At 70.0% G+C, this 22,723-nt stretch carries 22 protein-coding genes; 3 read left to right on the forward strand and 19 right to left on the reverse strand.

Annotated elements, in window-relative coordinates:
• Window positions 1–26 precede the first annotated feature (26 nt).
• From dnaG to dusB, 3 genes are read right to left on the reverse strand one after another with little or no spacing between them, the layout of a single operon-like run.
• Window positions 27–1,904, reverse strand: a complete 1,878-nt coding sequence (gene dnaG, locus Q9R19_RS07095) for a DNA primase (protein WP_311255610.1) — start codon at window positions 1,902–1,904, stop codon at window positions 27–29.
• Window positions 1,904–3,268 carry a deoxyguanosinetriphosphate triphosphohydrolase gene (locus Q9R19_RS07100; RefSeq protein WP_311255611.1) on the reverse strand — a complete coding sequence of 455 codons (1,365 nt, stop codon included), beginning with the start codon at window positions 3,266–3,268 and terminating at the stop codon, window positions 1,904–1,906. Before Q9R19_RS07100 ends, dnaG begins: the two co-directional genes overlap by 1 nt.
• Entirely contained in the window at window positions 3,258–4,421 is a 1,164-nt protein-coding gene (gene dusB / locus Q9R19_RS07105; protein ID WP_311255612.1) for a tRNA dihydrouridine synthase DusB, read from the reverse strand. Before dusB ends, Q9R19_RS07100 begins: the two co-directional genes overlap by 11 nt.
• 60 nt (window positions 4,422–4,481) lie before the next feature.
• On the opposite strand from dusB, the gene Q9R19_RS07110 reads away from it, so the two are divergent.
• A complete protein-coding gene (locus Q9R19_RS07110) occupies window positions 4,482–4,985 on the forward strand; it encodes a glutathione peroxidase (RefSeq protein ID WP_311255613.1) in 504 nt (167 codons plus the stop codon).
• Between the two features lie 6 nt (window positions 4,986–4,991).
• Here Q9R19_RS07110 and Q9R19_RS07115 read toward each other — a convergent pair whose 3' ends face one another.
• Window positions 4,992–5,663 (reverse strand): DsbA family oxidoreductase, encoded by a 672-nt coding sequence (locus tag Q9R19_RS07115; protein WP_311255614.1) that lies wholly within the window; start codon window positions 5,661–5,663, stop codon window positions 4,992–4,994.
• Between the two features lie 55 nt (window positions 5,664–5,718).
• On the opposite strand from Q9R19_RS07115, the gene Q9R19_RS07120 reads away from it, so the two are divergent.
• Window positions 5,719–6,288, forward strand: coding sequence for an AAA family ATPase (locus Q9R19_RS07120; RefSeq protein ID WP_311255615.1), 570 nt, complete (start codon window positions 5,719–5,721; stop codon window positions 6,286–6,288).
• Window positions 6,289–6,300: 12 nt separating this feature from the next.
• On the opposite strand, the gene Q9R19_RS07125 is transcribed toward Q9R19_RS07120, so the two are convergent.
• Together Q9R19_RS07125 and recO are read right to left on the reverse strand one after the other, a co-directional pair.
• Window positions 6,301–7,104 (reverse strand): isoprenyl transferase, encoded by an 804-nt coding sequence (locus tag Q9R19_RS07125; RefSeq protein WP_311255616.1) that lies wholly within the window; start codon window positions 7,102–7,104, stop codon window positions 6,301–6,303.
• Window positions 7,101–7,841 carry a DNA repair protein RecO gene (gene recO, locus Q9R19_RS07130; protein ID WP_311255617.1) on the reverse strand — a complete coding sequence of 247 codons (741 nt, stop codon included), beginning with the start codon at window positions 7,839–7,841 and terminating at the stop codon, window positions 7,101–7,103. Before recO ends, Q9R19_RS07125 begins: the two co-directional genes overlap by 4 nt.
• A 36-nt stretch (window positions 7,842–7,877) precedes the next feature.
• On the opposite strand from recO, the gene Q9R19_RS07135 reads away from it, so the two are divergent.
• Complete coding sequence (locus Q9R19_RS07135; protein ID WP_311255618.1) at window positions 7,878–8,564, forward strand: TRIC cation channel family protein; 687 nt, start codon at window positions 7,878–7,880, stop codon at window positions 8,562–8,564.
• An 87-nt stretch (window positions 8,565–8,651) separates the two neighbouring features.
• On the opposite strand, the gene leuA is transcribed toward Q9R19_RS07135, so the two are convergent.
• The 13 genes from leuA to lepA all read right to left on the reverse strand — a co-directional run bounded on the left by leuA (window position 8,652) and on the right by lepA (window position 22,513).
• Window positions 8,652–10,406: a 2-isopropylmalate synthase gene (leuA, locus tag Q9R19_RS07140; RefSeq protein WP_311255619.1), complete on the reverse strand. Its 1,755-nt coding sequence runs from the start codon at window positions 10,404–10,406 to the stop codon at window positions 8,652–8,654.
• Between the two features lie 175 nt (window positions 10,407–10,581).
• Window positions 10,582–11,547, reverse strand: coding sequence for an NADP-dependent oxidoreductase (locus Q9R19_RS07145; protein ID WP_311255620.1), 966 nt, complete (start codon window positions 11,545–11,547; stop codon window positions 10,582–10,584).
• A gap of 1 nt (window position 11,548) precedes the next feature.
• Window positions 11,549–12,460: a GTPase Era gene (gene era, locus Q9R19_RS07150; RefSeq protein WP_311255621.1), complete on the reverse strand. Its 912-nt coding sequence runs from the start codon at window positions 12,458–12,460 to the stop codon at window positions 11,549–11,551.
• Window positions 12,453–13,751, reverse strand: coding sequence for a hemolysin family protein (locus Q9R19_RS07155; protein ID WP_311255622.1), 1,299 nt, complete (start codon window positions 13,749–13,751; stop codon window positions 12,453–12,455). Before Q9R19_RS07155 ends, era begins: the two co-directional genes overlap by 8 nt.
• On the reverse strand, window positions 13,748–14,206 hold the full coding sequence (gene ybeY / locus Q9R19_RS07160) for an rRNA maturation RNase YbeY (RefSeq protein ID WP_311255623.1): 459 nt from the start codon (window positions 14,204–14,206) through the stop codon (window positions 13,748–13,750). The genes Q9R19_RS07155 and ybeY overlap by 4 nt, the downstream gene beginning before the upstream one ends.
• Entirely contained in the window at window positions 14,203–15,228 is a 1,026-nt protein-coding gene (locus tag Q9R19_RS07165; protein ID WP_311255894.1) for a PhoH family protein, read from the reverse strand. The genes ybeY and Q9R19_RS07165 overlap by 4 nt, the downstream gene beginning before the upstream one ends.
• Window positions 15,229–15,295: 67 nt before the next feature.
• Window positions 15,296–15,643 carry an HIT domain-containing protein gene (locus tag Q9R19_RS07170; RefSeq protein ID WP_311255624.1) on the reverse strand — a complete coding sequence of 116 codons (348 nt, stop codon included), beginning with the start codon at window positions 15,641–15,643 and terminating at the stop codon, window positions 15,296–15,298.
• Window positions 15,644–15,700: 57 nt separating this feature from the next.
• On the reverse strand, window positions 15,701–16,429 hold the full coding sequence (locus Q9R19_RS07175; RefSeq protein WP_311255625.1) for a 16S rRNA (uracil(1498)-N(3))-methyltransferase: 729 nt from the start codon (window positions 16,427–16,429) through the stop codon (window positions 15,701–15,703).
• 21 nt (window positions 16,430–16,450) lie between these two features.
• Window positions 16,451–17,560, reverse strand: a complete 1,110-nt coding sequence (gene dnaJ, locus Q9R19_RS07180; RefSeq protein ID WP_311255626.1) for a molecular chaperone DnaJ — start codon at window positions 17,558–17,560, stop codon at window positions 16,451–16,453.
• Window positions 17,561–17,582: 22 nt separating this feature from the next.
• Window positions 17,583–18,626, reverse strand: a complete 1,044-nt coding sequence (gene hrcA, locus Q9R19_RS07185) for a heat-inducible transcriptional repressor HrcA (RefSeq protein ID WP_311255627.1) — start codon at window positions 18,624–18,626, stop codon at window positions 17,583–17,585.
• A gap of 68 nt (window positions 18,627–18,694) precedes the next feature.
• Complete coding sequence (gene hemW, locus Q9R19_RS07190; RefSeq protein WP_311255628.1) at window positions 18,695–19,933, reverse strand: radical SAM family heme chaperone HemW; 1,239 nt, start codon at window positions 19,931–19,933, stop codon at window positions 18,695–18,697.
• Window positions 19,933–20,583, reverse strand: a complete 651-nt coding sequence (locus Q9R19_RS07195) for a DUF1990 family protein (RefSeq protein WP_311255629.1) — start codon at window positions 20,581–20,583, stop codon at window positions 19,933–19,935. The genes hemW and Q9R19_RS07195 overlap by 1 nt, the downstream gene beginning before the upstream one ends.
• 70 nt (window positions 20,584–20,653) lie before the next feature.
• Entirely contained in the window at window positions 20,654–22,513 is a 1,860-nt protein-coding gene (gene lepA / locus Q9R19_RS07200) for a translation elongation factor 4 (protein ID WP_311255630.1), read from the reverse strand.
• Window positions 22,514–22,723: the final 210 nt, after the last annotated feature.

Genomic DNA, 22,723 nt, shown 5'->3' on the forward strand with positions numbered 1-22,723 from the left:
CCTGCCCGCTCAAGTCGCGCACAGGCTCACGACTCGACGAAACGCTGCCTCTCCTGGTCGAGATCGCGCAGCCTCATCCGCAGGGCGCGCCCGCCGTCGGAGTCGGCCGGCACACGCTGCACGGCACCGAGCAGCTCGTTCTTCTCGTGGTCGATCGAACGCAGGATCAGCCGGCGGCACAGGTCCGTGGCCGAGACCAGCGCGCGCTCCTCGTCCTTCGCCGGGAACGGCATCATCAGCAGCTCCCCCGCCAGGCTCCGGTACGGTTCGCGTACGGCATCCGCGGCCGCCGCCGCCCAGCCGACGCGGGTGCGGTCGGCCACGCCGGCGATCGACTCGCGCACGGCGTCGAGGCCGGGATGCCGGAAGTGCTCGGTCAGCGCGCGTGCGAGCAGCTCCGGCTCGATCGAGTGCCCGTACTGCAGCACGCCCATGAGCGCGTCGCGTTCGAGCGCGACGTCGGCGGTGCGCGGCAGGTCCGCCAGGCGCACGCGGATGATCTGCTCGGCATCCGGGGCGGCCGGCCCACCGGACGCCGGCGAAGCGGATGCGGCACGCCGCGGCTCGCGGTCGGCCGCCGCCGCGCCGCGCGCGGCGCGCTGCACCTGCTGCCGCACGTCGGTCGGGTCCATGCCCAATCGTCGCGCCAGGACGCGCTCGTAGCCCGGGCGCAGCAGCTCGTCGCGGATCTCGGCGACGATCGGCGCTGCGGCGCGGAGAGCGCCGACCTGCCCCTCCACGGTGGCCAGGTCGTAGCCGGCCAGCTTGCGGTCGATGGCGAACTCGAACATCGGCACCTTGGCATCCATCAGCCCGCGCACCGCCGCATCGCCGCGCTGCAGCCGCAGATCGCACGGGTCGAGCCCGTCGGGCGCGACCGCGACGAAGGTCTGGGCGTTGAAGCGGGAGTCCTCCGAGAACGCGCGCAGCGCGGCCTTCTGCCCGGCCTCGTCGCCGTCGAAGGTGAACACCACCTCGCCAGATGCCGAGTCGTCGCCCATCACCCGCCGCAGCACCTTGATGTGCTCGGCTGCGAACGCGGTGCCGCAGGTGGCGATCGCCGTGGTCACCCCGGCCAGATGGCAGGCCATCACGTCGGTGTAGCCCTCCACGACCACGACCCGTCGCGGATCGCCGCGGGCGATGTCGCGCTTGGCGAGATCGAGACCGTACAGCACCTGCGTCTTCTTGTAGAGCGGCGTCTCGGGGGTGTTCAGGTACTTCGGACCCTGATCGTCGTCGTACAGCCTGCGGGCGCCGAAGCCGATGGTCTGACCGGTCACGTCGCGGATGGGCCAGATCACCCGACCGCGGAACCTGTCGTACACGCCGCGCTGGCCTGTGGAGACCAGCCCCGCGTTGGTGAGCTCGTCCCGGGAGAAGCCCTGCGCGCTCAGCGCCTTGAGCAGATTGTCCCAGCCGCGCGGGGCGTATCCGACGCCGAAGTGCGCCGCAGCTCCCGCATCGAAGCCGCGCTCGCCCAGGAACCGCCTGGCGCTCTCGGCCTCGGGGCTCAGCAGCTGCCCGCGGAAGTACTCGGCGGCCGCCGTGTTCGCCGCGTACAGGCGGCTGCGGCCGCTGGTCTCCGGGGCGGCGCCGCCGTCCTCGTAGTGCAGCGCGTAGCCGATCCGGCCCGCGAGCCGCTCGACGGCCTCGGTGAAGCTGACGTGGTCCATCTCGCGTAGGAACGAGTAGACGTCGCCGGAGGCGCCGCAGCCGAAGCAGTGGTAGAAGCCCACCTGAGGGCGCACGTGGAAGCTGGGGCTCTTCTCGTCGTGGAACGGACACAGGCCCTTCATCGAGCCGACACCGGCCGACTTCAGCGCCACGCGCTCTCCCACGATGTCGGCGATGTTGGTGCGGGACTTCACCTCTTCGACGTCGGCCTGCAGGATGCGCGGCATCAGTGCACCCTCTCGACCGAGGCCCGCGGGACCGGATGCCGGCGGGCGCCCGGCCGCGCATGACGCGGCGTCCAGATGCCGACCTCGGCCGGGTCGATCTCGCCGACCAGACGGTTGTGCCAGTCCACTGCGGTCTGGTCGGTCAGACTCGCCACCTGGTCCACCACGACGCGGGCGCGGTCGGCATCCGTCGACGCCGCCGCGAAGTCGGCCGCGAAGGCCGGCTCCAGCACATCGGCGCCGGCCGACCACAGCGCATCCGTGGACCACAGCGCATCCGCCAGCCGCGTCAGCACCTTGCGCTGCTCCTTGTACACGCCCTTGCGCGCGTCGATCGTCACGATCGACTGCCCCATGATGCCCTTCAGCACGGCGATCTCGGTCTCCACGATGCGCGGCACCACCACGTGCCCGCTGTAGCGCGCCAGAGACGGCCCGGGATGCGCCTCGCGGGTGGCCGCGACGGCTGCCCGGGCGAAGCGCCCGATCAGGTCGCTGGTGAGGTTCTTCAGCCGGGCGAGATCCCGGCGTGAGCGGTCGAACGTCTTCAGCCACATCGGCTGCCGGGTGAGGCGGTACAGCGCATCCGCCAGCTCCTCCCGGGTGTAGTCGTAGCCCACCCACTGCTGGATGCGTCCGACCAGCGGGTGATGCTCGAGCGGATCGGAGAGCTGCGCGACGTCGAGGTAGCCGTTCACGATCGCGTCCTCGAAGTCGTGCACCGAGTACCCGATGTCGTCGCTGAGGTCCATGATCTCGGCCTCGATGCAGCGCAGCCGACCCGGCGCGCCCTCGCGCATCCAGCGGAACACCGGCTCGTCCTCCGGATACACTCCGAACTTCAGCCGGCCGCCCGGATCCGGCAGGGGGTTGTCGATGGTCCACGGGTACTTGCAGGTGGCATCGAGGCTGGCCCGGGTGAGGTTCAGGCCGACGGAGTGATCTCGGTCGTCGAGCACCTTCGCCTCGAGGCGGGTGAGGATGCGCAGGGACTGCGCGTTCCCCTCGAAGCCGCCGATGTCCGCCGCCCAGTCGTTCAGGGCCCGCTCACCGTTGTGACCGAACGGCGGATGCCCGAGATCATGGCTCAGGCAGGCCGTGTCGACCACGTCCTCCGAGACGCCCAGCGCCGTGGCCAGCTCACGGCCCACCTGCGCGACCTCGAGCGAGTGGGTGAGCCGGTTGCGGGCGAAGTCGGCCGTGGATGCCGGGCTGAGCACCTGCGTCTTCGCGGCCAGGCGCCGCAGGGCCGCGGAGTGCAGCACGCGGGCGCGGTCGCGGGAGAAGTCGTTGCGCTCGGAGCGATGGGTCTCGGCGAAGAAGCGCTCCGCGTCGGCCGCGCTGTATCCCGGGTCAGCCGCCACTGTTCTCGGTCTCCGCTCCGCGCATCATCACACTGACATCCTGATCGATCTCCCGGGAGTCCAGCCAGCCCTCCGGCAGCACGGTGCGCTTCGGGGAACCGGCGCGCCCGCGCTGCCCCTCGGCGCCTGCGCCGGGGTAGGGCGCGTCGCCGATCGTGCCGAGCAGGTCGTCGATCTCCTGCAGGGTGGATGCCTTCGCCAGAGCCGCGCGCAATTCGCCGCCGACCGGGTAGCCCTTGAAGTACCAGGCGACGTGCTTGCGGATGTCCTTGCATCCGCGATCCTCGTCCTCGAAGAACTCCACCAGCAGCTCCGCGTGGCGGCGGAACGCCTGGGCGACGAACTGCAGCGTGGCGTCGACCTTCGGCGCGGCAGTCGCGCCGGCCGGGCCCAGAGCATCCGAGAGCTCGCCGAACAGCCACGGCCGCCCCAGGCATCCGCGCCCGACGACGACCCCGTCCGCACCGGTCTCCGCCATCATCCGCACGGCGTCGTCCGCCGACCAGATGTCGCCGTTGCCGAGCACGGGGATGCTGGTGACCGCCTGCTTCAGCTCGCCGATCGCGCTCCAGTCGGAGTGGCCGGAGTAGTACTCGGACGCCGTGCGCGCGTGCAGCGCGACCGCCGCCGCCCCGGCATCCTCCGCCGCGCGACCCGCGTCCAGGAAGGTGAGGTGGTCCTTGTCGATGCCCTTGCGCATCTTGACCGTGAGCGGCACGTCGCCTGCGGCCTTCACTGCGCGAACGACGATGTCTGCGAAGAGCTTCGTCTTCCAGGGGAGCGCCGCTCCCCCGCCCTTGCGCGTGACCTTGGGCACCGGGCATCCGAAGTTCAGGTCGATGTGGTCGGCGCGGTCCTCCGCGACGATGATGCGGACGGCCTCGGCGATCGTGCCCGGATCCACGCCGTAGAGCTGGATGGACCGGGTCGTCTCGCTCTCGTGATGCTGGATGAGCCGCATCGTGATGGCGTTGCGCTCCACCAGCGCGCGCGAGGTGATCATCTCGCTCACGTACAGACCGGCCCCGTACTCGCGGCACAGCCGCCGGAACGCGGTGTTGGTGATCCCCGCCATGGGCGCGAGCACGACGGGCACGTCGAGGTCGATCGGTCCGATGCGGAGGGCGGGAGAGGTGGCGGTCGCGAGAGTCATGTCCCCTCCATTCTCCCAGACACGGGCCCCGCGCGGGCGCGGCGGAATTAGGCTGTGGATATGACCGAGACCGCGCTCCGCCAGATCCCCTTCACCGACGCCGAGGGCACCGAGAGGACCCTCGATGACTACGGCTCCCCGGTGCTGCTGGTGGTCAACGTGGCCTCCAAGTGCGGGAACACCCCGCAGTACGAGCAGCTCGAGCGCCTGCAGCGGGAGTACGGCGACCGCGGGCTGACGGTGCTGGGCTTCCCGTGCAACCAGTTCATGGGGCAGGAGCCCGGCTCCATGGAGCAGATCCTGGCGTTCTGCTCCACCACCTACGGGGTCACCTTCCCGGTGAATCAGAAGCTCAAGGTGAACGGTCGCAACGCGCACGACCTGTACAAGGCTCTCACGCAGACGACGGATGCCGCAGGCAAGGCCGGCCGGGTGGAGTGGAACTTCGAGAAGTTCCTGGTCGCCGCCGACGGCTCGGTGCAGCGGTTCCGGCCGAAGCAGCAGCCGGACTCCCCCGAGATCGTGTCGGCGATCGAGAGCGCCCTCACGGCCGCCGGCCGTTGAAGTCGGTCAGCTCGTCGCCGCACTCCGCTGCGCCCAGATGTCGCGGATGACGTTCTCGAACGCCTCCGGCGGCTGGGCGCCGCTGACGCCGTACTGGCCGTCGATCACGAAGAACGGCACCCCGTTGATCCCGTAGCTGCGCGCCTGCGCCTGGTCGGCGCGGACCGCTTCCAGGTACTGGGCCGACTCCAGCGCGGTGCGGGTCTCGCCGGCATCCAGTCCGACCTCCTGGGCGAGGGCGACGAGGTCGTCGATGCGGCCGACGTGCCTGCCCTCGGTGAAGTAGGCCGACATGAGCCGCTCCTCCATCTGGTGCTGCACGCCATGCGCCTTCGCGAGGTGCAGCAGCTCGTGCGCCTTGACCGTGTTCGTGTGCTGCAGCAGATCGAAGCGGTACTGCAGCCCGGCGCCCGCGGCGACGTTCGTGACGTGCGAGAGCATCTGCTCCACCTGCTCGCGCGCCATGCCCTTGTGCCCGGCGAGGAAGTCCAGCTCGTCGCCGTCGAAGTCGACGGGCGTGTCGGGAGACAGCTCGAAGGAGTGGAAGGTGATGCTCACCTGCGGGGCGTCGTCGTCATCCGCGGTGGCGGCGAGCCCCTTCTCCAGGTTGCGCTTGCCGATGTAGCACCACGGGCAGGCGATGTCGGACCAGATGTCGATGGAGATGGGTTCGCTCACAGCACGGTGCAACGGGATGGAACGCGCTCGTATTCCGTGCCGGTAATCTTCTGAGGTGCTCACCGCCGCCGATCCGCTCCCGTTCCGCCCGCATCGGGTGCTGATCGCGGGGGTGTCCGGGTCGGGCAAGACCACGTTCGCGCAGCGGGTCGCGGATGCTCTGCAGCTGCCGCGCCACGAACTGGACGCACTCCATCACGGCGCCGGATGGACGCCGCGTCCGTCGTTCCTCGATGACGTGCGCGCCTTCGCCGCGACGGAGCGCTGGGTCAGTGAGTGGCAGTACAGAGCGAAGGGCACCGATGACGTGCTGCCGCCACGGGCCCAGCTGTGCGTGTGGCTGGACTACCCCGACCGGATCGTGCGCGGACGCCTGTGGCGCCGGACCCTCGGCCGCAGCATCCTGCGTCGCGAGCTCTGGAACGGCAATCGCGAGCCGAACCTCTGGCATCTGGCCACGAAGACCGCGCCCGAGGAGAACGTGCTGCGCTGGCAGCAGAAGACGCTGAACGTGTGGCGGGAGCGGATGCCGCAGTACGAGGCCCGCTTCCCGCACCTGACCATCGTGCGCTTCGCCCACCCGCGTGAGGCCGAGCGGTGGCTCAGCCGGCTGCCGGCCGGCTGAGCCCGCACGCTGCTAGCCCGAGTCGTCCGGTGCGTCGACCGCGCCGCCGAACCGGCGGTCGCGGGACAGGTAGATGCCGATCGCGCGCCACAGCTCCTCGCGGGAGAAGTCCGGCCACAGCGTGTCCAGGAACACCATCTCGGCGTACGCCGACTGCCAGAGCAGGAAGTTCGAGGTGCGCTGCTCCCCCGAGCTGCGCAGGAACAGGTCCACGTCGGGCATGTCCGGGATGTAGAGGTGCCTCTGCAGCTGCTTCTCGTTGATCGCGCTGGGCTTCAGACGCCCGGCGCGCACATCCTCCGCCATCGCCCGCATGGCGTCGATCAGCTCGACCCGCCCGCCGTAGTTGACGCACATCGTCAGCGTGAGCACGTCGTTGTCGCGCGTGAGCTGCTCGGCGAACTGCAGCTCCTTGATCACAGAGCCCCACAGCCGCGGCTTGCGCCCTGCCCAGCGCACGCGCACGCCCCACTCGTTCAGCTGGTCGCGGCGGCGGTGCAGCACGTCGCGGTTGTAGCCCATCAGGAACCGCACCTCGTCCGGGGAGCGGGCCCAGTTCTCCGTCGAGAACGCGTAGACCGACAGGTGCTTGACCCCCGCCTGGATGGCGCCGGCGACGACGTCGAGCAGCACCTCCTCGCCCGCCTTGTGCCCCTCGATGCGGCTCAGGCCCCGGCGGTTCGCCCAGCGTCCGTTGCCGTCCATGACGATCGCGACGTGCTCGGGCACCACGGGGAACTGCGGCGGATGCGCGCCGGTCCAGTCCAGCGGCCGGAACGGCACGGCATCCTTGTGCGTGTACGGCTTGGGCGTCACCGGGCTCCGATCCTCGGGGTGGACACATGCTCGAGCGAGCGGATGCCGCGTTCCAGCTGCCACTGCACATATGCGGAGATCGTGCCCGAAGCCGCGGCCAGATCTCCGGGAGCCGCTGCGTCGATCGTCGCCCAGTCGCCGCTCATCAGCGCACGCATCAGCGTGAGGGTGGATGCCGAGATGCGCGGGCTCCCCACCGGGGCGCAGTCATCGCACACCGTGCCGCCCAGCTGCGGGCCGAAGTGCGTGTGCGGACCGGGCACCCCGCACCGCGCGCAGTCCTCCAGCGCCGGCGCCCACCCAGACAGCGCCATCACGCGCAGCAGATAGGAGTCCAGGATGCTGCGCGCGGCATGCTCCCCGCGCGAGAGCGACCGCAGTCCGCCCACCAGCAGCAGATACTGCTCGGTGGTGGTCTCGGCCTCGCTCAGCCGGTCGGCGGTCTCGGCCATGGCGCTGGCCGCCGTGAAGCGCTCGTAGTCCACCGCGATCTCCGCGCCGTAAGCCCCCAGCGACTCGGCCTGCTGCACGATGTCCAGCGACCGGCCCTGGTACAGCTGCACATCGGCGACCATGAACGGCTCCAGCCTGGAGCCGAACTTCGACGAGGTGCGCCGCACGCCCTTCGCCACCGCACGGATCTTGCCGTTGCGTCGCGAGAGCATGATGACGATGCGGTCCGCCTCACCCAGTTTGTGGGTGCGCAGGATCACCGCTTCGTCTCGGTAGGTGGGCACCCCTCGATTATCCCCCGGGCAGGCGACAATGGAGGTGTGAGCGAACCGACCTTCATCATCCCGCTGTGGGCGGATCTGCTCGGCGTCGGCCTCGGCGGCATCCAGGGCGCCATGTTCGCCTCGGGCTTCCAGGGCGAGCGCCGGCTCGACTGGCTCGGTGTGGCCATCATCGGCATCATGATCGGCATGGGCGGCGGACTCATCCGCGACCTGATGATCGGGCAGCCGCCGGCCACGCTGCAGAACAACTGGTACCTGATCACCGCCGGCGGCGCCGCACTGCTCGGGATGCTGCTGGCGGGTGTGTTCAACCGGATCAACACGTTCATCGTGGTGCTGGATGCCGTGGTGATCGGCATGTTCGGCGCGTTCGGCGTCAGCAAGGCGATCGCCTTCGGCATCCCGGCGGTTCCCGCCGTCTTCATCGGCGTGTGCGCGGCCGTCGGCGGCGGCGTGCTGCGCGACGTGCTGATGGGACTGCCGGTGGCCATCATGCACGTCGGTTCGCTGTATGCGGTGGCCGCGGGAGTCGGGTGCACCTTCATCGTGACCGCGCACGCATTCGGGATGAGCATCACCCTGGCCGCGGTGCTGGGCATCGTCGTCACGGCGATCATCCGCGTGCTCGCCGTGATCTACGACGTGTCGCTGCCGGAGCAGCGCCGCCTCTACCGCCGCAAGGTCGCGACCGAGACCGGGATGATCCCGATCATCAAGCCCTGACCCGACGCTTCGACAGGCTCAGCGACCCAGGGCCACCAGACCGACGCTTCGACAGGCTCAGCGACCCAGGGCCACCAGACCGACGCTTCAGGCGTCGACGAGCTGGGCCTCGCGGGTGCGGATCGAGCGGTTCACGCACGAGACGATCGCCTTGAGCGACGCGGTCGAGATGTCGCCGTCGATGCCCACGCCCCACAGCCTGTGGTCGTCCACCTGCAGCTCGACGTAGGCCGCCGCCTGCGCGTCGCCGCCGCTGGACATGGTGTGCTCCACGTAGTCGTACAGCGACACGTCGAAGCCGCGCTCGCGCAGGATCTCGATGAACGCAGCGATCGGTCCGTTGCCCGTTCCGGCCGTCGCGATCCGCTCCTCACCGTCGCGCAGCACGACATCCAGCGAGACCTCGCCGGTCATGTCGCTGCGCGTCTGGGTGCCCAGCAGCTCGAACCGGCCCCACTTCGCGTCGTCCTGATCGGCGGGCAGGTACTCGTCGGTGAAGATCGACCAGATCTGGTCACTGGTGACCTCGCCGCCCTCGGCATCCGTCTTCGCCTGCACGACGCCCGAGAACTCGATCTGCAGCTTGCGGGGCAGATCCAGCGCGTGGTCGGTCTTGAGCAGGTAGGCGACGCCGCCCTTGCCGGACTGCGAGTTGACGCGGATGACGGCCTCGTAGGAGCGGCCCAGATCCTTCGGGTCCACCGGCAGGTAGGGCACCGCCCACTCGATCTCGTCGACCGTGACGCCTTCTGCCTCGGCCTTCGCTGCCATCGCCTCGAAGCCCTTCTTGATCGCGTCCTGGTGCGAGCCGCTGAACGCGGTGAACACCAGGTCCCCCGCCCACGGACTGCGCTCGGGCACGGGCAGCTGATTGCAGTACTCGACGGTGCGCTTGACCTGGTCGATGTCGCTGAAGTCGATCTGCGGGTCGATGCCCTGCGTGAACAGGTTGATCCCCAGCGCCACCAGGTCGACGTTGCCTGTGCGCTCGCCGTTGCCGAACAGGCATCCCTCGATGCGATCGGCACCGGCCAGGTAGCCGAGCTCGGCGGCGGCGATCGCCGTGCCGCGGTCGTTGTGCGGATGCAGCGACAGGATCACGTTCTCGCGGTGGGCCAGATGCCGGTTCATCCACTCGATCGAGTCGGCGTACACGTTGGGGCTGGCCATCTCGACCGTGGCGGGCAGGTTGATGATCACCTTGCGGTCGGGCGTGGGCTCGAGCACCGCGATCACCTCGTTGCACACCTCGACGGCGTACTCCAGCTCGGTGCCCGTGTAGCTCTCCGGCGAGTACTCGTAGTACACCTCGGTGCCGGGAACGGTCTTCTCCAGCCTGCGGCACAGCCGGGCGCCCTCCAGAGCGATCTGCTTGACACCCTCGCGGTCGGAGCGGAACACCACCTCGCGCTGCAGCACACTCGTGGAGTTGTAGAAGTGCACGATCGCCTGCTTGGCCCCCGCGATCGCCTCGTAGGTGCGCTCGATCAGGTGCTCACGGCACTGGGTCAGCACCTGGATCGTGACGTCGTCGGGGATCAGGTCCTCTTCGATCAGCTGGCGCACGAAGTCGAAGTCGGTCTGGCTGGCCGACGGGAAGCCGACCTCGATCTCCTTGTATCCCATGCTCACGAGCAGCTCGAACATCACGCGCTTGCGCTCGGGCGACATCGGGTCGATGAGCGCCTGATTGCCATCGCGCAGGTCCACCGCGCACCAGCGGGGCGCTTCGGTGATGCGCTGCGAGGGCCAGGTGCGGTCCGGCAGGTCGACGCGGATCTGCTCGTGAAACGGCCGGTACTTGTGAACCGGCATCGAAGAGGGCTTCTGGTTGTTCTTCATGATGGGGCTGCTTCTCTGTCAGAAAACGTGCTCAGGCCAACACGAGCGCCGCGACGAATCAGGCCCGATGATCAGGACTCGTCACGGCAGCGAAGAAGAAGCAGACCGCCCAGAGGCATGCATCGATGCTAGCACCACGTTTGGCAGAATGCTCACCCTGCGCCCCCAGGCGGCGTCAGGGGATGAGAGCGATCTTCCCGCCCGGGTGCCCCTCCGCGAGGAAGCGCAGCGCCTCCGGCGCCTGCGCGAGCGGGTACTCCCGCGCCATCGGCACGACGAGATCGCCGCGTTCGGCGGCCCCGACCAGTCGCACGCGCGCCGCGTCGCGGAACCGCGCCGTCTCGGGGTCCGAGCCGGAGCTCGCCTGGAATCCGTGCTCGGCCGCGGCCCGCGGCGAGACGATCGTGACGATCCTGTGCCGGTCGCCGACGAGAGCGAGGGATGCTTCGGTCGCCTCGGCCGTCCCCGCGGCATCCAGGGCGGCGTCGATCGTCTCGACAGCGGCATCCGCCATCACCGCGCGGATGCGGTCGGTCAGGCCGTCGCCGTACTCCACCGGGATGCCGCCGAAGCGACGCACCGCCTCGAAGCGGGACGGGCTCGCCGTGCCGATGATCCGGATGCCGCGCGCTGCGGCCTGCTGCAGCACGCTCGCGCCGACGGAACCGGAGGCCGCGTGCAGCAGCAGCGTCTCCCCCGGGCGCGCGTCGACCGCGTGCAGCATCGCGGATGCCGTCGAGCCCGCCAGCAGCAGATTCGCCGCCTGGGCGTGCGTCAGGGCAGCCGGCTTGCGCAGCACCTTCTGCGCCGGAACGGTGAGCTCGGTGGCGTACCCGCCGCTCACCCGGAACGCGATGACTTCGTCCCCCACCGACACTGCTCCGGTGACGATGCGCGTGTCCGGCCCCACGGCGGTGACGACGCCGGAGACCTCGTAGCCGATCACCGTGGGGAACTCCACGCCCGGACGCGGGACGGCGACGTGCTTGGCATCGGCTGGATTGACCCCGGCGGCATGCACGCGGATGGTGACCTCGCCCGGCCCCTGCTCGGGCACCTCGTGCTCCTCGAGACGCCAGGTGGCCGGTTCGCCGGGTCCGGGGGCGACCCATCGCCTGGCCGTCCGCAGCGGCGCGCTCATCTCAGAAGCCCAGGCGGCCGAGCTGCTTCGGATCGCGCTGCCACTCCTTGGCCACGCGCACGTGCAGCTTGAGGAACACGCGTGTGCCGAGCAGCTCCTCGATCCCCGCGCGCGCGGCGGCGCCGACATCGCGCAGCCGCGACCCCTTGCGCCCGATGATGATGGCCTTCTGGCTGTCGCGCTCGACCACGATGGACGCGTACACATCGGTGAGGTCGCTGTCCTCGCGGGGCTCGACGTCGTCGACCACCACGGCGATGGAGTGCGGCAGCTCGTCGCGCACGCCCTCCAGCGCGGCCTCGCGGATGATCTCGGCGATGCGGTCATCGTCGGACTCGTCGGTGACCACGCCCTCCTCGTACAGCCGCGGCCCCACTGGCATGAGCTTGAGCATCTCGTCGGCCAGCACGTCCAGCTGCTCAGGGCCGAGCGTCCCGTCGCCCAGCGCCGACAGCGGGATGACGGCCGCCCAGTCCTCACGCAGCGAGTCGACCTCCATCAGCCGCTCGATGATGTCGTCCTTGTCCGCGGCATCCGTCTTGGTGACGATCGCCACCTTCTTCGCGCGCGGGTAGCCGTCCAGCGACGCCGCGATGCGGCGATCGCCCGGGCCGACCTTCTCGGTCGCCGGCACGCAGAACCCGATCACGTCCACGTCGCCCAGCACCTGCTCCACCAGGTCGTTCAGGCGCTCGCCCAGCAGTGTGCGGGGTTTGTGGATGCCGGGGGTGTCGACGATCACGAGCTGCCCGTCCGGCCGGTTCAGGATGCCGCGGATCGCGCGCCGCGTGGTCTGCGGCTTCTCGCTGGTGATCGCGATCTTCTCCCCCACCAGGGCATTCGTCAGCGTGGACTTGCCGACGTTCGGCCGTCCGACGAACGTCACGAATCCGCTGCGCGTCTGCTCACTCATCCCGCTGCCCTCCATCTCGGTCACCGTCCAGTGGCAGCTGCTCGGCCGCCCGCTCCACGAACACCGTGGCCAGTCCGCGCCCGCGCCCGCGCGACGCCCCGCCGGTGAGCACCAGCCCGTCGACGGATGCCGTGGCTCCCGGCTGCGGGATCTGCCCGAGCGCCTTGCCCAGCAGGCCGCCGATCGAATCGACGTCCTCGTCCTCGAGCTCCAGGCCGAACAGGCCGCCGACGTCCTCCAGCGGCAGCCGCGAATTGACCCGGTACCGTCCGCCGCCCAGGTCCACGACCTCGGCCGGACCGCGGTCGTACTCGTCGGCGATCTCGCCGACGAGCTCCTCGATCAGATCCTCCAGGGTGACCAGGCCCGAGATGCCGCCGTGCTCATCGATCACCATGCACACGTGCACGGCGTCCCGCTTCATCTGCTGCAGCAGGCTCTCGGCCCGCATGGACTCGGGCACGAACACGGCCGGACGGGCGATCGGCCGCACCGGAGCGCCCCGCCACGAGCTCTCGTCGCGGTAGGCGAACTGCACGAGGTCCTTCAGGTACAGCACCCCGACCACGTCGTCGGCGTCGTCGTCCACCACCGGCATCCGCGACACACCGCTGCGCAGGAACAGCTCCATCGCCTGGGTGGTCGTTGCCGCCGCGTCGACGGTGAGCATCTCGGTGCGCGGCAGCATGACCGCGCGCACGAACTGGTCGGTGAAGTCGAACACCGAGTGGATCAGATCGCGATCGTCCGCCTCGATGAGGTCGTTCGAGGCGGCCTCGTCGACCATGCTCAGCAGCTGCTCCTCCGAGGCGAAACTGCTGCGTCCGCCTCCGGGTGTCACGCGCCGCCCGGCGCGCACGAGCGCCTCGGCGAGCGGTCCGAGCAGCACGCGCACGCCGCGCACCGTCGGCGCCCAGGCACGCAGGATGCCCGCGGCGTGCAGCCGTCCGAACGAGCGCGGGCTCGCGCCCACCAGCACGAACGTGATGCCGGTCATCAGCACCGCCGCGGCTAGCATCGCCCACCAGATGCTCGGCAGCAGGGAGTCCAGCGCGACGGTGACCAGCACGGCGGCGGTCGTCTCGGACAGCACGCGCATGAACGCGACGGAGTTCACGTGCGGGTCGGGATCGGCGGCGATCCCCTGCAGCGCCGCAGCGCTGCGCCCCTCGGACGCCAGCTCCTCGAGATCTCCGCTCGAGGTCACCGAGAAGGCGGCATCCACCGCGGCCATCAGGCCGCCGAACGCCACCAGCAGCACGGCCGCCGCGAGCAGGATCGCCGGTGTCATCGGCGGCGTTCGGCGTGCGCGAATCCCTGAATCAGCGACTTCTGCAGCCCGAACATCTCACGCTCCTCGTCGGGTTCGGCGTGATCGAAGCCCAGCAGGTGCAGCAGGCCGTGCGTGGTGAGCAGGATCAGCTCGTCCATCAGGCTGTGGCCGGCCGTCTGCGCCTGCGCCTCGGCCACCTGCGGGCACAGCACGATGTCGCCGAGCAGCCCCGGCGGCGTCGGCCGGTCGGGCGTTCCGGGACGCAGCTCGTCCATCGGGAAGCTCAGCACGTCGGTGGGTCCTGGCTCGTCCATCCACTGCACGTGCAGGGCCTCCATGGCACCCTCGTCCACGAGCACGATCGCGACCTCGGCATCCGGGCTCACGTGCAGCTCGGCGAGGTTGAACGCGGTGAGCCGCTGCAGCACCGTCTCGTCGACCTCGATCGCCGACTCGTTGTTGATCTCGATCATTCCAGGCCTCGTTTCGGCTTGCGGTCACGAAGGCTCGGGCGCATGCCCGCTCGCCGGTCGGCGCGGTTCGCGAAGGCGTGCGCCTGCTCGCGCTCGTACCGGGCGGCCGTGCGCTGCTCGTCGTACTCGCTGTAGGCGTCGACGATGCGGCCCACCAGCGAGTGACGGACCACGTCGTCGCTGGTCAGCCGGGAGAAGTGGATGTCGTCGATGCCGTCCAGCACGCGCGTGACCAACCGGAGCCCGGACGCGCCCTGCGGCAGATCCACCTGCGTGATGTCGCCGGTGACGACCATCTTGGTGCCGAACCCGAGGCGGGTCAGGAACATCTTCATCTGCTCGGGCGTGGTGTTCTGCGCCTCGTCGAGCACGACGAACGAGTTGTTCAGCGTGCGCCCGCGCATGTAAGCCAGCGGCGCCACCTCGATCGTGCCGGTGGCCATCAGCCGCGGGACGATCTCGGGATCCATCATCTCGTTGAGCGCGTCGTACAGCGGACGCAGGTAGGGGTCGATCTTGTCGGTGAGCGAACCGGGCAGGAACCCGAGCCGCTCGCCCGCCTCGACGGCGGGCCGGGTCAGGATGATCCGCTCGACCTCCTTGCGCTGCAGCGCCTGCACGGCCTTCGCCATCGCGAGATAGGTCTTGCCCGTTCCGGCCGGACCGATGCCGAACACGATCGTGTTCTCCTCGATGGCGTCGACGTACTCCTTCTGTCCCTGCGTCTTGGGGCGGATCACCCTGCCGCGCGTGGACAGGATGGCCTCGCCGAGGACCTCGCTCGGGCGCGGCCCATCATCACGGCGCAGCATGCGGGCGGAGCGCTCCACATCGCCGGGCACCAGATCGTGACCGGAGCGCGTCAGCTCCAGCAGCTCCTCCACCAGCCGGCGCGCGGCCTGGATGTCGGCATCCGCACCGCCGAGGCTGATCTCGTTGCCGCGCACCAGCACCTGCACGTCCGGATGCTGCTGCTCCAGCATCTTCAGCAGGCGATCCTGCGGACCGAGCAGCTGCACCATGGCGACACCGTCGGCATAGATGCGCTCGGTGCGCTCCGGACGGGGCGGGAACTGCGGGGACGAATCGTCAGAGTCCAACGAGCTTGCTCTCCTCGATGTTCGCGAGCACGTGCGCGTGCACGTGGAAGACGGACTGACCGGCACGGGCGCCGTTGTTGAAGATCAGCCGGTACTGACCGTCGGCGTGATCGGTCGCGATCCGGCTGGCCAGGGCGACCATCTCGGCCATCAGGGCCGGATCGCCCGCGGCGAGCTCGGTGACATCGCGATACTGCTCGGTCCGGGGGATCACGAGCACGTGCAGCGGTGCCTGCGGGTTGATGTCGCGGATCGCGAAGACCCGGTCGGTCTGCGCGACGATCTCCCCGGGGATCTCCCCGTTCCGGATCCGCGTGAAGATCGAGGGCTCTGTCATGCGACTCAGTCTAATTGCCAACGGTCACCAGCGGCCCACCTCGCCAGCGGCCCACCGTCACCAGCGCCCCAGTGCCACCGAGAGCGCGGCGATCGCTGCCGGCCCCGCCGTCGACGTGCGCAGCACGGTCTCGCCCAGGCGCACGCGCTCGGCGCCGGCGGATTCCAGCCGCTCCAGCTCGTCGGGCGCGATACCGCCCTCCGGTCCGACCACCAGCACGATGTCGCGGCCGTCCGCCCGGATGCCGGAGAGCCTGGCATCGGTCCAGGGGTCGAGCACCAGCATCCGGGAGCCCGCAGCACGGGCGACCAGCTGCGCGGTCGACTCCACCTGCGCCACGTCGGGCACCCACGCTCGATGCGCCTGCTTGGCAGCCTCGCGGACGATGCCCGCCCAGCGCTCCCGCCCCTTCGCGATCTTCGGCCCCTCCCAGCGCGACACGCTGCGCGCCGCCTGCCAGGGCACGATCTCGTCGACGCCGAGCTCGCAGGCGGCCTGCACGGCGAGCTCGTCGCGATCGCCCTTCGCGAGCGCCTGCACGAGCACGATGCGCGCCTCCGGGCCGCTTTCGACGTGGCGCGACGCGATCCGCACGATGACCTCGGCCGCCGACACGTCCTCGACGGCACCCTCCAGCCACGTGCCGCGGCCGTCGCCGAGAGTGACGGCCTCCCCCACGCGCACCCGCCGCACCACGGCGGCGTGCTTGGCCTCGGTGCCGGTCAGGGTGACCAATCCCCCGACCGCGGCGTCGGTGCAGTCAGGGACGATGAAGTGCAGTGCCATGCCGGCTCCTTCGGGGTCGCGTCAGCGGCTGCGGAAGCGATCGCGCAGCTTGGAGAACAGCCCCTGGTGGAACTGCGCCAGCTGGGGCGCGGGGGCCTTCGTCTTCTTGGCGAAGTCCTCGATCAGCCGTCGCTGCGCCGCATCGAGCCTCGTCGGCGTCACCACCTGCACGCCCACCCGCAGGTCGCCGCGCTGGCTGCCGCGCAGCGGGGTGACGCCGCGCCCGCCGATGGTCAGCACGTCGCCGGACTGCACGCCCGCGCGCAGCTCGAGCTCGACCGGGCCGTCGAGTCCCTCGATGGTCGTGGCGGTGCCCAGCACGGCATCCGTCATCGACACCTCGAGCGTGGCGAGCAGATCATCGCCCTCGCGGCTGAAGATCGGATGCGGTGCGACGGTCACCTCGACGTACAGGTCGCCGTTCGGACCGCCCGCGCGCCCGACGGCGCCGGATCCCGGCAGCTGCAGGCGCAGGCCGGTCTCCACACCCGCCGGGATGTCGAGCCCGATCGTACGCCGGGTGCGCACGCGGCCCTGGCCGGCGCACGCGCCGCACGGCGATTCGATCCGCGTGCCGAAGCCCTCGCACGACCCGCACGGCTGCGTCGTGACGACGTTGCCGAGCAGGCTGCGCACCTGTCGCTGCACGTGCCCCGAACCGCCGCACACGTCGCAGGTGACCGGTGAGGTGCCGGGCTGGCAGCAGCTGCCCTGGCACGTCTCGCACAGCTCGGCCGTGTCGATCTCGAGGTCGCGGTGCGCACCGAAGACGACGTCGCCGAGTTCGAGATCGACACGCACCAGCGCGTCCTCCCCCCGCTCGCGCCGCGATCTCGGTCGCGCTGCCCGCCCGCCTCCGGACGCGCCGAAGAACGTCTCGAAGATGTCCCCGAACCCGCCGAATCCGCCGAACCCGGCGCCGTTCTCGTCGCCGCCCATGTCGTAGCGACGGCGGGACTCCTCGTCGCCGAGCACGTCGTAGGCGTGCGTGACGAGCTTGAACCGCTCGGACGCGTCCTCACCCGGGTTCACATCCGGGTGCAGCTGCCTGGCCAGCTTGCGGTAGGCCTTCTTGATCTCTTCCTGGCTGGCATCCCGGGACACCCCGAGGACTTCGTAATGGTCCGCCACGTTCACCTTTCCGATACCCGGGTCACCGGGTGGTTCCGTCTTCTTCGAGCATCCGGGACAGATAGCGCGCCACGGCACGGGCGGCGGCCAGGTTGCTCGGATAGTCCATTCGCGTCGGCCCCATCACCCCGACGCGCGCCGTCCCGCCCGGCGCCGCGTAGTTGCTGGCCACGAACGACGCCTCGCCGAGCCCGAACGGCGCGTTCTCCGTGCCGATGCTGGTGGCCAGGCCGTGCTCGTCGGTGGTCATCTCGCTCATCAGCCGGATCAGCGTCACCTGCTCCTCGATCGCCTCCAGCAGCGGGTGGATGCTGCCGCGGAAGTCCTGCTCGCGCCTCGCGAGCGTCGCGGCGCCGGCCATCACCAGCCGCTCCTGCCGGAACTCGGCGAGCTCCTCGCGGATGACGTCGGCCAGGGCGAGCAGCGCGGGCTGCAGCCTGGGTGCGGTGACGGCTCGGTCCGTGCTGGAGAGCGCCTGCACCCGGTCGGCCGCCTCGCTGACCGCGCGACCGGTGATGAGGGATGCGAGCTGCGCACGCAGCACGGCGACATCGGCCTCCTCCAGCTCGATCGGCAGCGGGGCGATGCGCTGGGACACCCCGCCGGCATCGGTGACGAGCACCACCAGCATCCGGTGGGGGGCGAGCGCCACCAGCTCGATGTGGGTGATGCTGGCGCGCGCGAACGACGGGTACTGCGCGAGGGCGACCTGTCCGGTCAGCTGCGTGAGCACGCGCACCGTGCGCGCCATCAGATCGTCGAGGTCCGTGGGATCGGCCAGGAAGGTCTCGATCGCGTTGCGCTGACCGGTCGAAAGCGGGCGCACCTTGGCGAGGTGGTTCACGAACACGCGGTAGCCCTTGTCGGTCGGCACGCGACCGGACGAGGTGTGCGGAGCGACGATGAGCTCCTCGTCCTCGAGCTGCGCCATGTCGTTGCGGATCGTGGCGGCCGAGACGCCGAAGGCGTGCCTGTCCACGATCGACCTGCTGCCGACCGGCTCGTGGGTGGCGACGTAGTCCTGCACGATCGCGCGGAGGACCTCGAGCCCTCGTTCTGTGACCATCATCCCTCCCGCTGGCACTCCTACCACTTGAGTGCCAATCCTACCCTCTGCCGCCTGCGGGGCTCCCGTCACTCGGTGAGGGCGCGCACCACGGCATCCGCCAGCAGTCGCCCGCGCAGGGTCAGGCGCACGCGCCGGTCGCGCAGTGCAGAGGCCGCATCCACCAGGCCGTCCGAGATCAGCTCCGCCACACGTCCGCGATGACTCTCGGCGATGCCGTCGATCGGAAGCCCTTCGGCCAGGCGACTCTGCAGCAGCACGCGCTCGAGGGTGCGCGCACCGGCGTCCGGCTGCTCGCGCCCGGCGGCCGGCGATTCCCCCCGCGCGAGGCGCTGGGAGTAGGCCGCCGGATGCTTGACGTTCCACCAGCGCAGGCCGGCGACATGGCTGTGCGCACCGGGCCCGAACCCCCACCAGTCGTGCCCGCGCCAGTACGCCAGGTTGTGCCGGGACTCGTGGGGCCTGCCCGCGGGACCAGCCGCGGGGCGCGCCCAGTTGCTCACCTCGTACCAGGAGAACCCGGCGTCCGAGAGCCGCCGATCGGCGAGCTCGTACATGTCGGCCTGCAGGTCGTCGTCGGGCGCGGCGACCTCGCCGCGGCGGATCTGCCGTGCCAGCTTCGTGCCGTCCTCGATGATCAGCGCATACGCCGAGATGTGATCGGGTTCCAGCTCCAGCGCGGCGTCCAGTGACCGTTCCCAGTCGTCCAGCGACTCGCCGGGAGCCCCGTAGATGAGGTCGACGCTCACGTCCAGTCCGGCGTCGCGCGCCGCGCGCACCGCTGTCGCCACGTTCTCCGGACGGTGCGTGCGGTCCAGCGCGGCCAGCACGTGCGGCACCGCGGACTGCATCCCGATCGAGAGACGGTTCACGCCGGCATCCACCAGCGTGTCCACGACCTCGGCGGTGACGGTGTCGGGGTTCGCCTCGACGGTCACCTCCGCGCCGTCGCGGATGCCGAACGCGTCGGTGACCGTGCGCAGCATCCGCGCCAGATCCCCTGCCGGCAGCAGCGTGGGCGTGCCCCCGCCGAAGAAGATCGTGTCGAGGGGACGCAGCGGCCCCGCTTCGGCGAGCACGCGGCGCGCGAGCTCGATCTCCAGGCCGAGCGTGTCGGCGTACTCGTCCTGCCGCGCCCCGCGCAGTTCGGTGGCCGTGTAGGTGTTGAAGTCGCAGTATCCGCAGCGCACCCGGCAGAACGGCACGTGCAGGTAGGCCGAGAACGGCGTCGACGGATCCGGAACGATGCCGGCGGGCAGCCGGCCGTCAGGCGGCGCCGGGTCTCCCAGCGGCAGCGGTCCCGTCATCAGACCGGTGTCGCGTAGAGCGGGGAGATGGCGCGCAGGTAGCGCGCGAACAGCTCGCGCCGGCGCCTCTTCACCATGCCGGGCAGCCGGTACAGCACCGAGGCCGGCGTGTCGAAGGCCCGCACCGTGAACCACACCTCGTCGGAGTCATCGCGCCAGTCCACGTCGAAGGACTCCTCGCCGCTGACCACCGATCCGCCGACGGTGCCGAGCACGAAGCCGATGCGACGGTGCTCCTCGGTGACCGAGATGACCCGCAGCTCCGCATCCGCCCGCATGCCGCCGACCCGCCCGTGCACCTTCAGCGTGGTGCCGGGCGCGACGAAGGGCGTGCCCTCGGCGTCGAAGCGCTGCTCCACCTCGCTGCGATTGGGCGCGATGGGGGCACCGTCCGCGTCGAAGCTGACGCCGGTGTAGGTGTCGCCCGCGGCCGGGCGCACGTCACTCAGCTCCAGTCCGGCCGCGCGCTGCGCGGTCCAGGACAGCAGCGCTTCACCGGCGGTGCGGAAACGCTCCTCGCCGCTGCCGATGCGCCACGACTCCTCGGCGGGAGTGCTGTGCTCGGGCGGGTACTGCATGAGATCCGGGGCGTGCGTCGCCCCGACCGCGGCGTAGTCCACCGTGCCTTCTCGGAATGTCCCGCGACGCATGTTCCCAACCCTACGCGACCTGCCTGAACGGCGTCCCCGCGACGTTCCGCCCGGTCCTGCCGCCGATGTGCTACTTCTTGCTCTCGACGTCGCCCGACAGGGCGGCGATGAACGCCTCCTGGGGCACTTCGACGCGGCCGACCATCTTCATGCGCTTCTTGCCCTCCTTCTGCTTCTCGAGCAGCTTGCGCTTGCGGCTGATGTCACCGCCGTAGCACTTGGCGAGCACGTCCTTGCGGATCGCACGGATGGTCTCGCGGGCGATGATGCGCGCACCGATCGCCGCCTGGATCGGCACCTCGAACTGCTGGCGCGGGATCAGCTTGCGCAGCCGCTCGGCCATCATGGTCCCGTAGCTGTACGCCTTGTCGCGATGCACGATCGAGCTGAACGCGTCGACCTTCTCGCCCTGCAGCAGGATGTCGACCTTCACCAGGTCGGCCTCCTGCTGGCCGGACGGCTCGTAGTCCAGCGAGGCGTAGCCCTGTGTCTTGGATTTCAGCTGGTCGAAGAAGTCGAACACGATCTCACCGAGCGGCATGTTGTAGCGCAGCTCGACGCGCTCCTCGGAGAAGTACTCCATGCCCAGCAGCGAGCCGCGACGGGACTGGCACAGCTCCATCACCGTGCCGACGTAGTCCTTGGGCAGCAGGATGGCCGTCTTCACCATCGGCTCCGAGACGGTCGCCACGCGTCCATCCGGATACTCGCTCGGATTGGTGACGGTCACCGTCTCGCCGGTGTCGGTGGTCACCTCGTAGATCACGCTCGGCGCCGTGGTGATCAGGTCCAGGCCGAACTCCCTGGACAGCCGCTCGGTGATGATCTCCAGGTGCAGCAGGCCCAGGAACCCGCAGCGGAAGCCGAAGCCGAGCGCCACCGAGGTCTCCGGCTCGTACTGCAGCGAGGCGTCCGAGAGCTTCAGCTTGTCCAGCGCCTCGCGCAGCTCGGCGTAGTCGCTGCCGTCGATCGGGTAGATGCCCGAGAACACCATCGGCTTCGGGTCGGTGTAGCCTGCGAGCGGCTCGGATGCCGCACCCCTGGCCGTGGTGACCGTGTCGCCCACCTTCGACTGGCGCACGTCCTTCACGCCCGTGATCAGATAGCCGACCTCGCCGACGCCGAGGCCCTGGGAGGGGATCGGCTCGGGGCTGGAGACGCCGATCTCGAGCAGATCGTGCGTCGCCCTGGTCGACATCATCTGGATGCGCTCGCGCGGTTCGAGACGGCCGTCCACCATGCGCACGTAGGTGACCACGCCGCGGTAGGCGTCGTAGACCGAGTCGAAGATCATCGCCCGCGCAGGGGCGTCGGCATCCCCCACCGGCGCGGGGATCTCCGAGACGATCCGGTCCAGCAGCGCCTCGACGCCGACGCCGGTCTTGCCCGAGACGCGCAGCACGTCCTCCGGCCGCCCGCCGATCAGGTCGGCGAGCTCCTTGGCGAACTTGTCCGGGTCGGCGGCGGGGAGGTCGATCTTGTTGAGCACCGGGATGATCGTCAGATCGTTCTCCAGCGCCAGATACAGGTTGGCGAGGGTCTGCGCCTCGATGCCCTGCGCGGCGTCGACCAGCAGGATCGCGCCCTCGCAGGCGGCCAGCGAGCGCGACACCTCGTACGTGAAGTCGACGTGCCCCGGGGTGTCGATCATGTTCAACGCGAACGTCTCGGTCTCCGAGCCAGGCCCGCGAAGGGCCCACGGCATCCGCACCGCCTGGCTCTTGATGGTGATTCCGCGTTCGCGCTCGATGTCCATCCGGTCCAGGTACTGCGCGCGCATCTCGCGGTCGGAGACGACGCCGGTGATCTGCAGCATCCGATCGGCGAGGGTCGACTTGCCGTGGTCGATGTGGGCGATGATGCAGAAGTTGCGGATCTGCGAAGCAGGCGTCGCGGCTGGGGAGAGCGGAGTGAGAGCGCGGGGTGACATGTGGTCCTTGGTGCGGCCGGAGGGGTTCCCGCAAGTCTACGAGAGCGGGCCGGAATCCTGCATTCCGCAGGACCGGTGATAGTCTCGCGAAGTTGCCCTGGCGCCTGCGATCGGGTGCCATGCGGCACAGGACTCCGTCACAGCAGCCCGGGCTGCCGGTGTGCGTTATCGGGTGGATGGTGCTTGAATGTCATCCCGACCCAGCGTTGC

Origin of the sequence: Microbacterium sp. ARD32, assembly GCF_031844385.1 — a bacterium.
Taxonomy (GTDB): Bacteria; Actinomycetota; Actinomycetes; order Actinomycetales; family Microbacteriaceae; genus Microbacterium.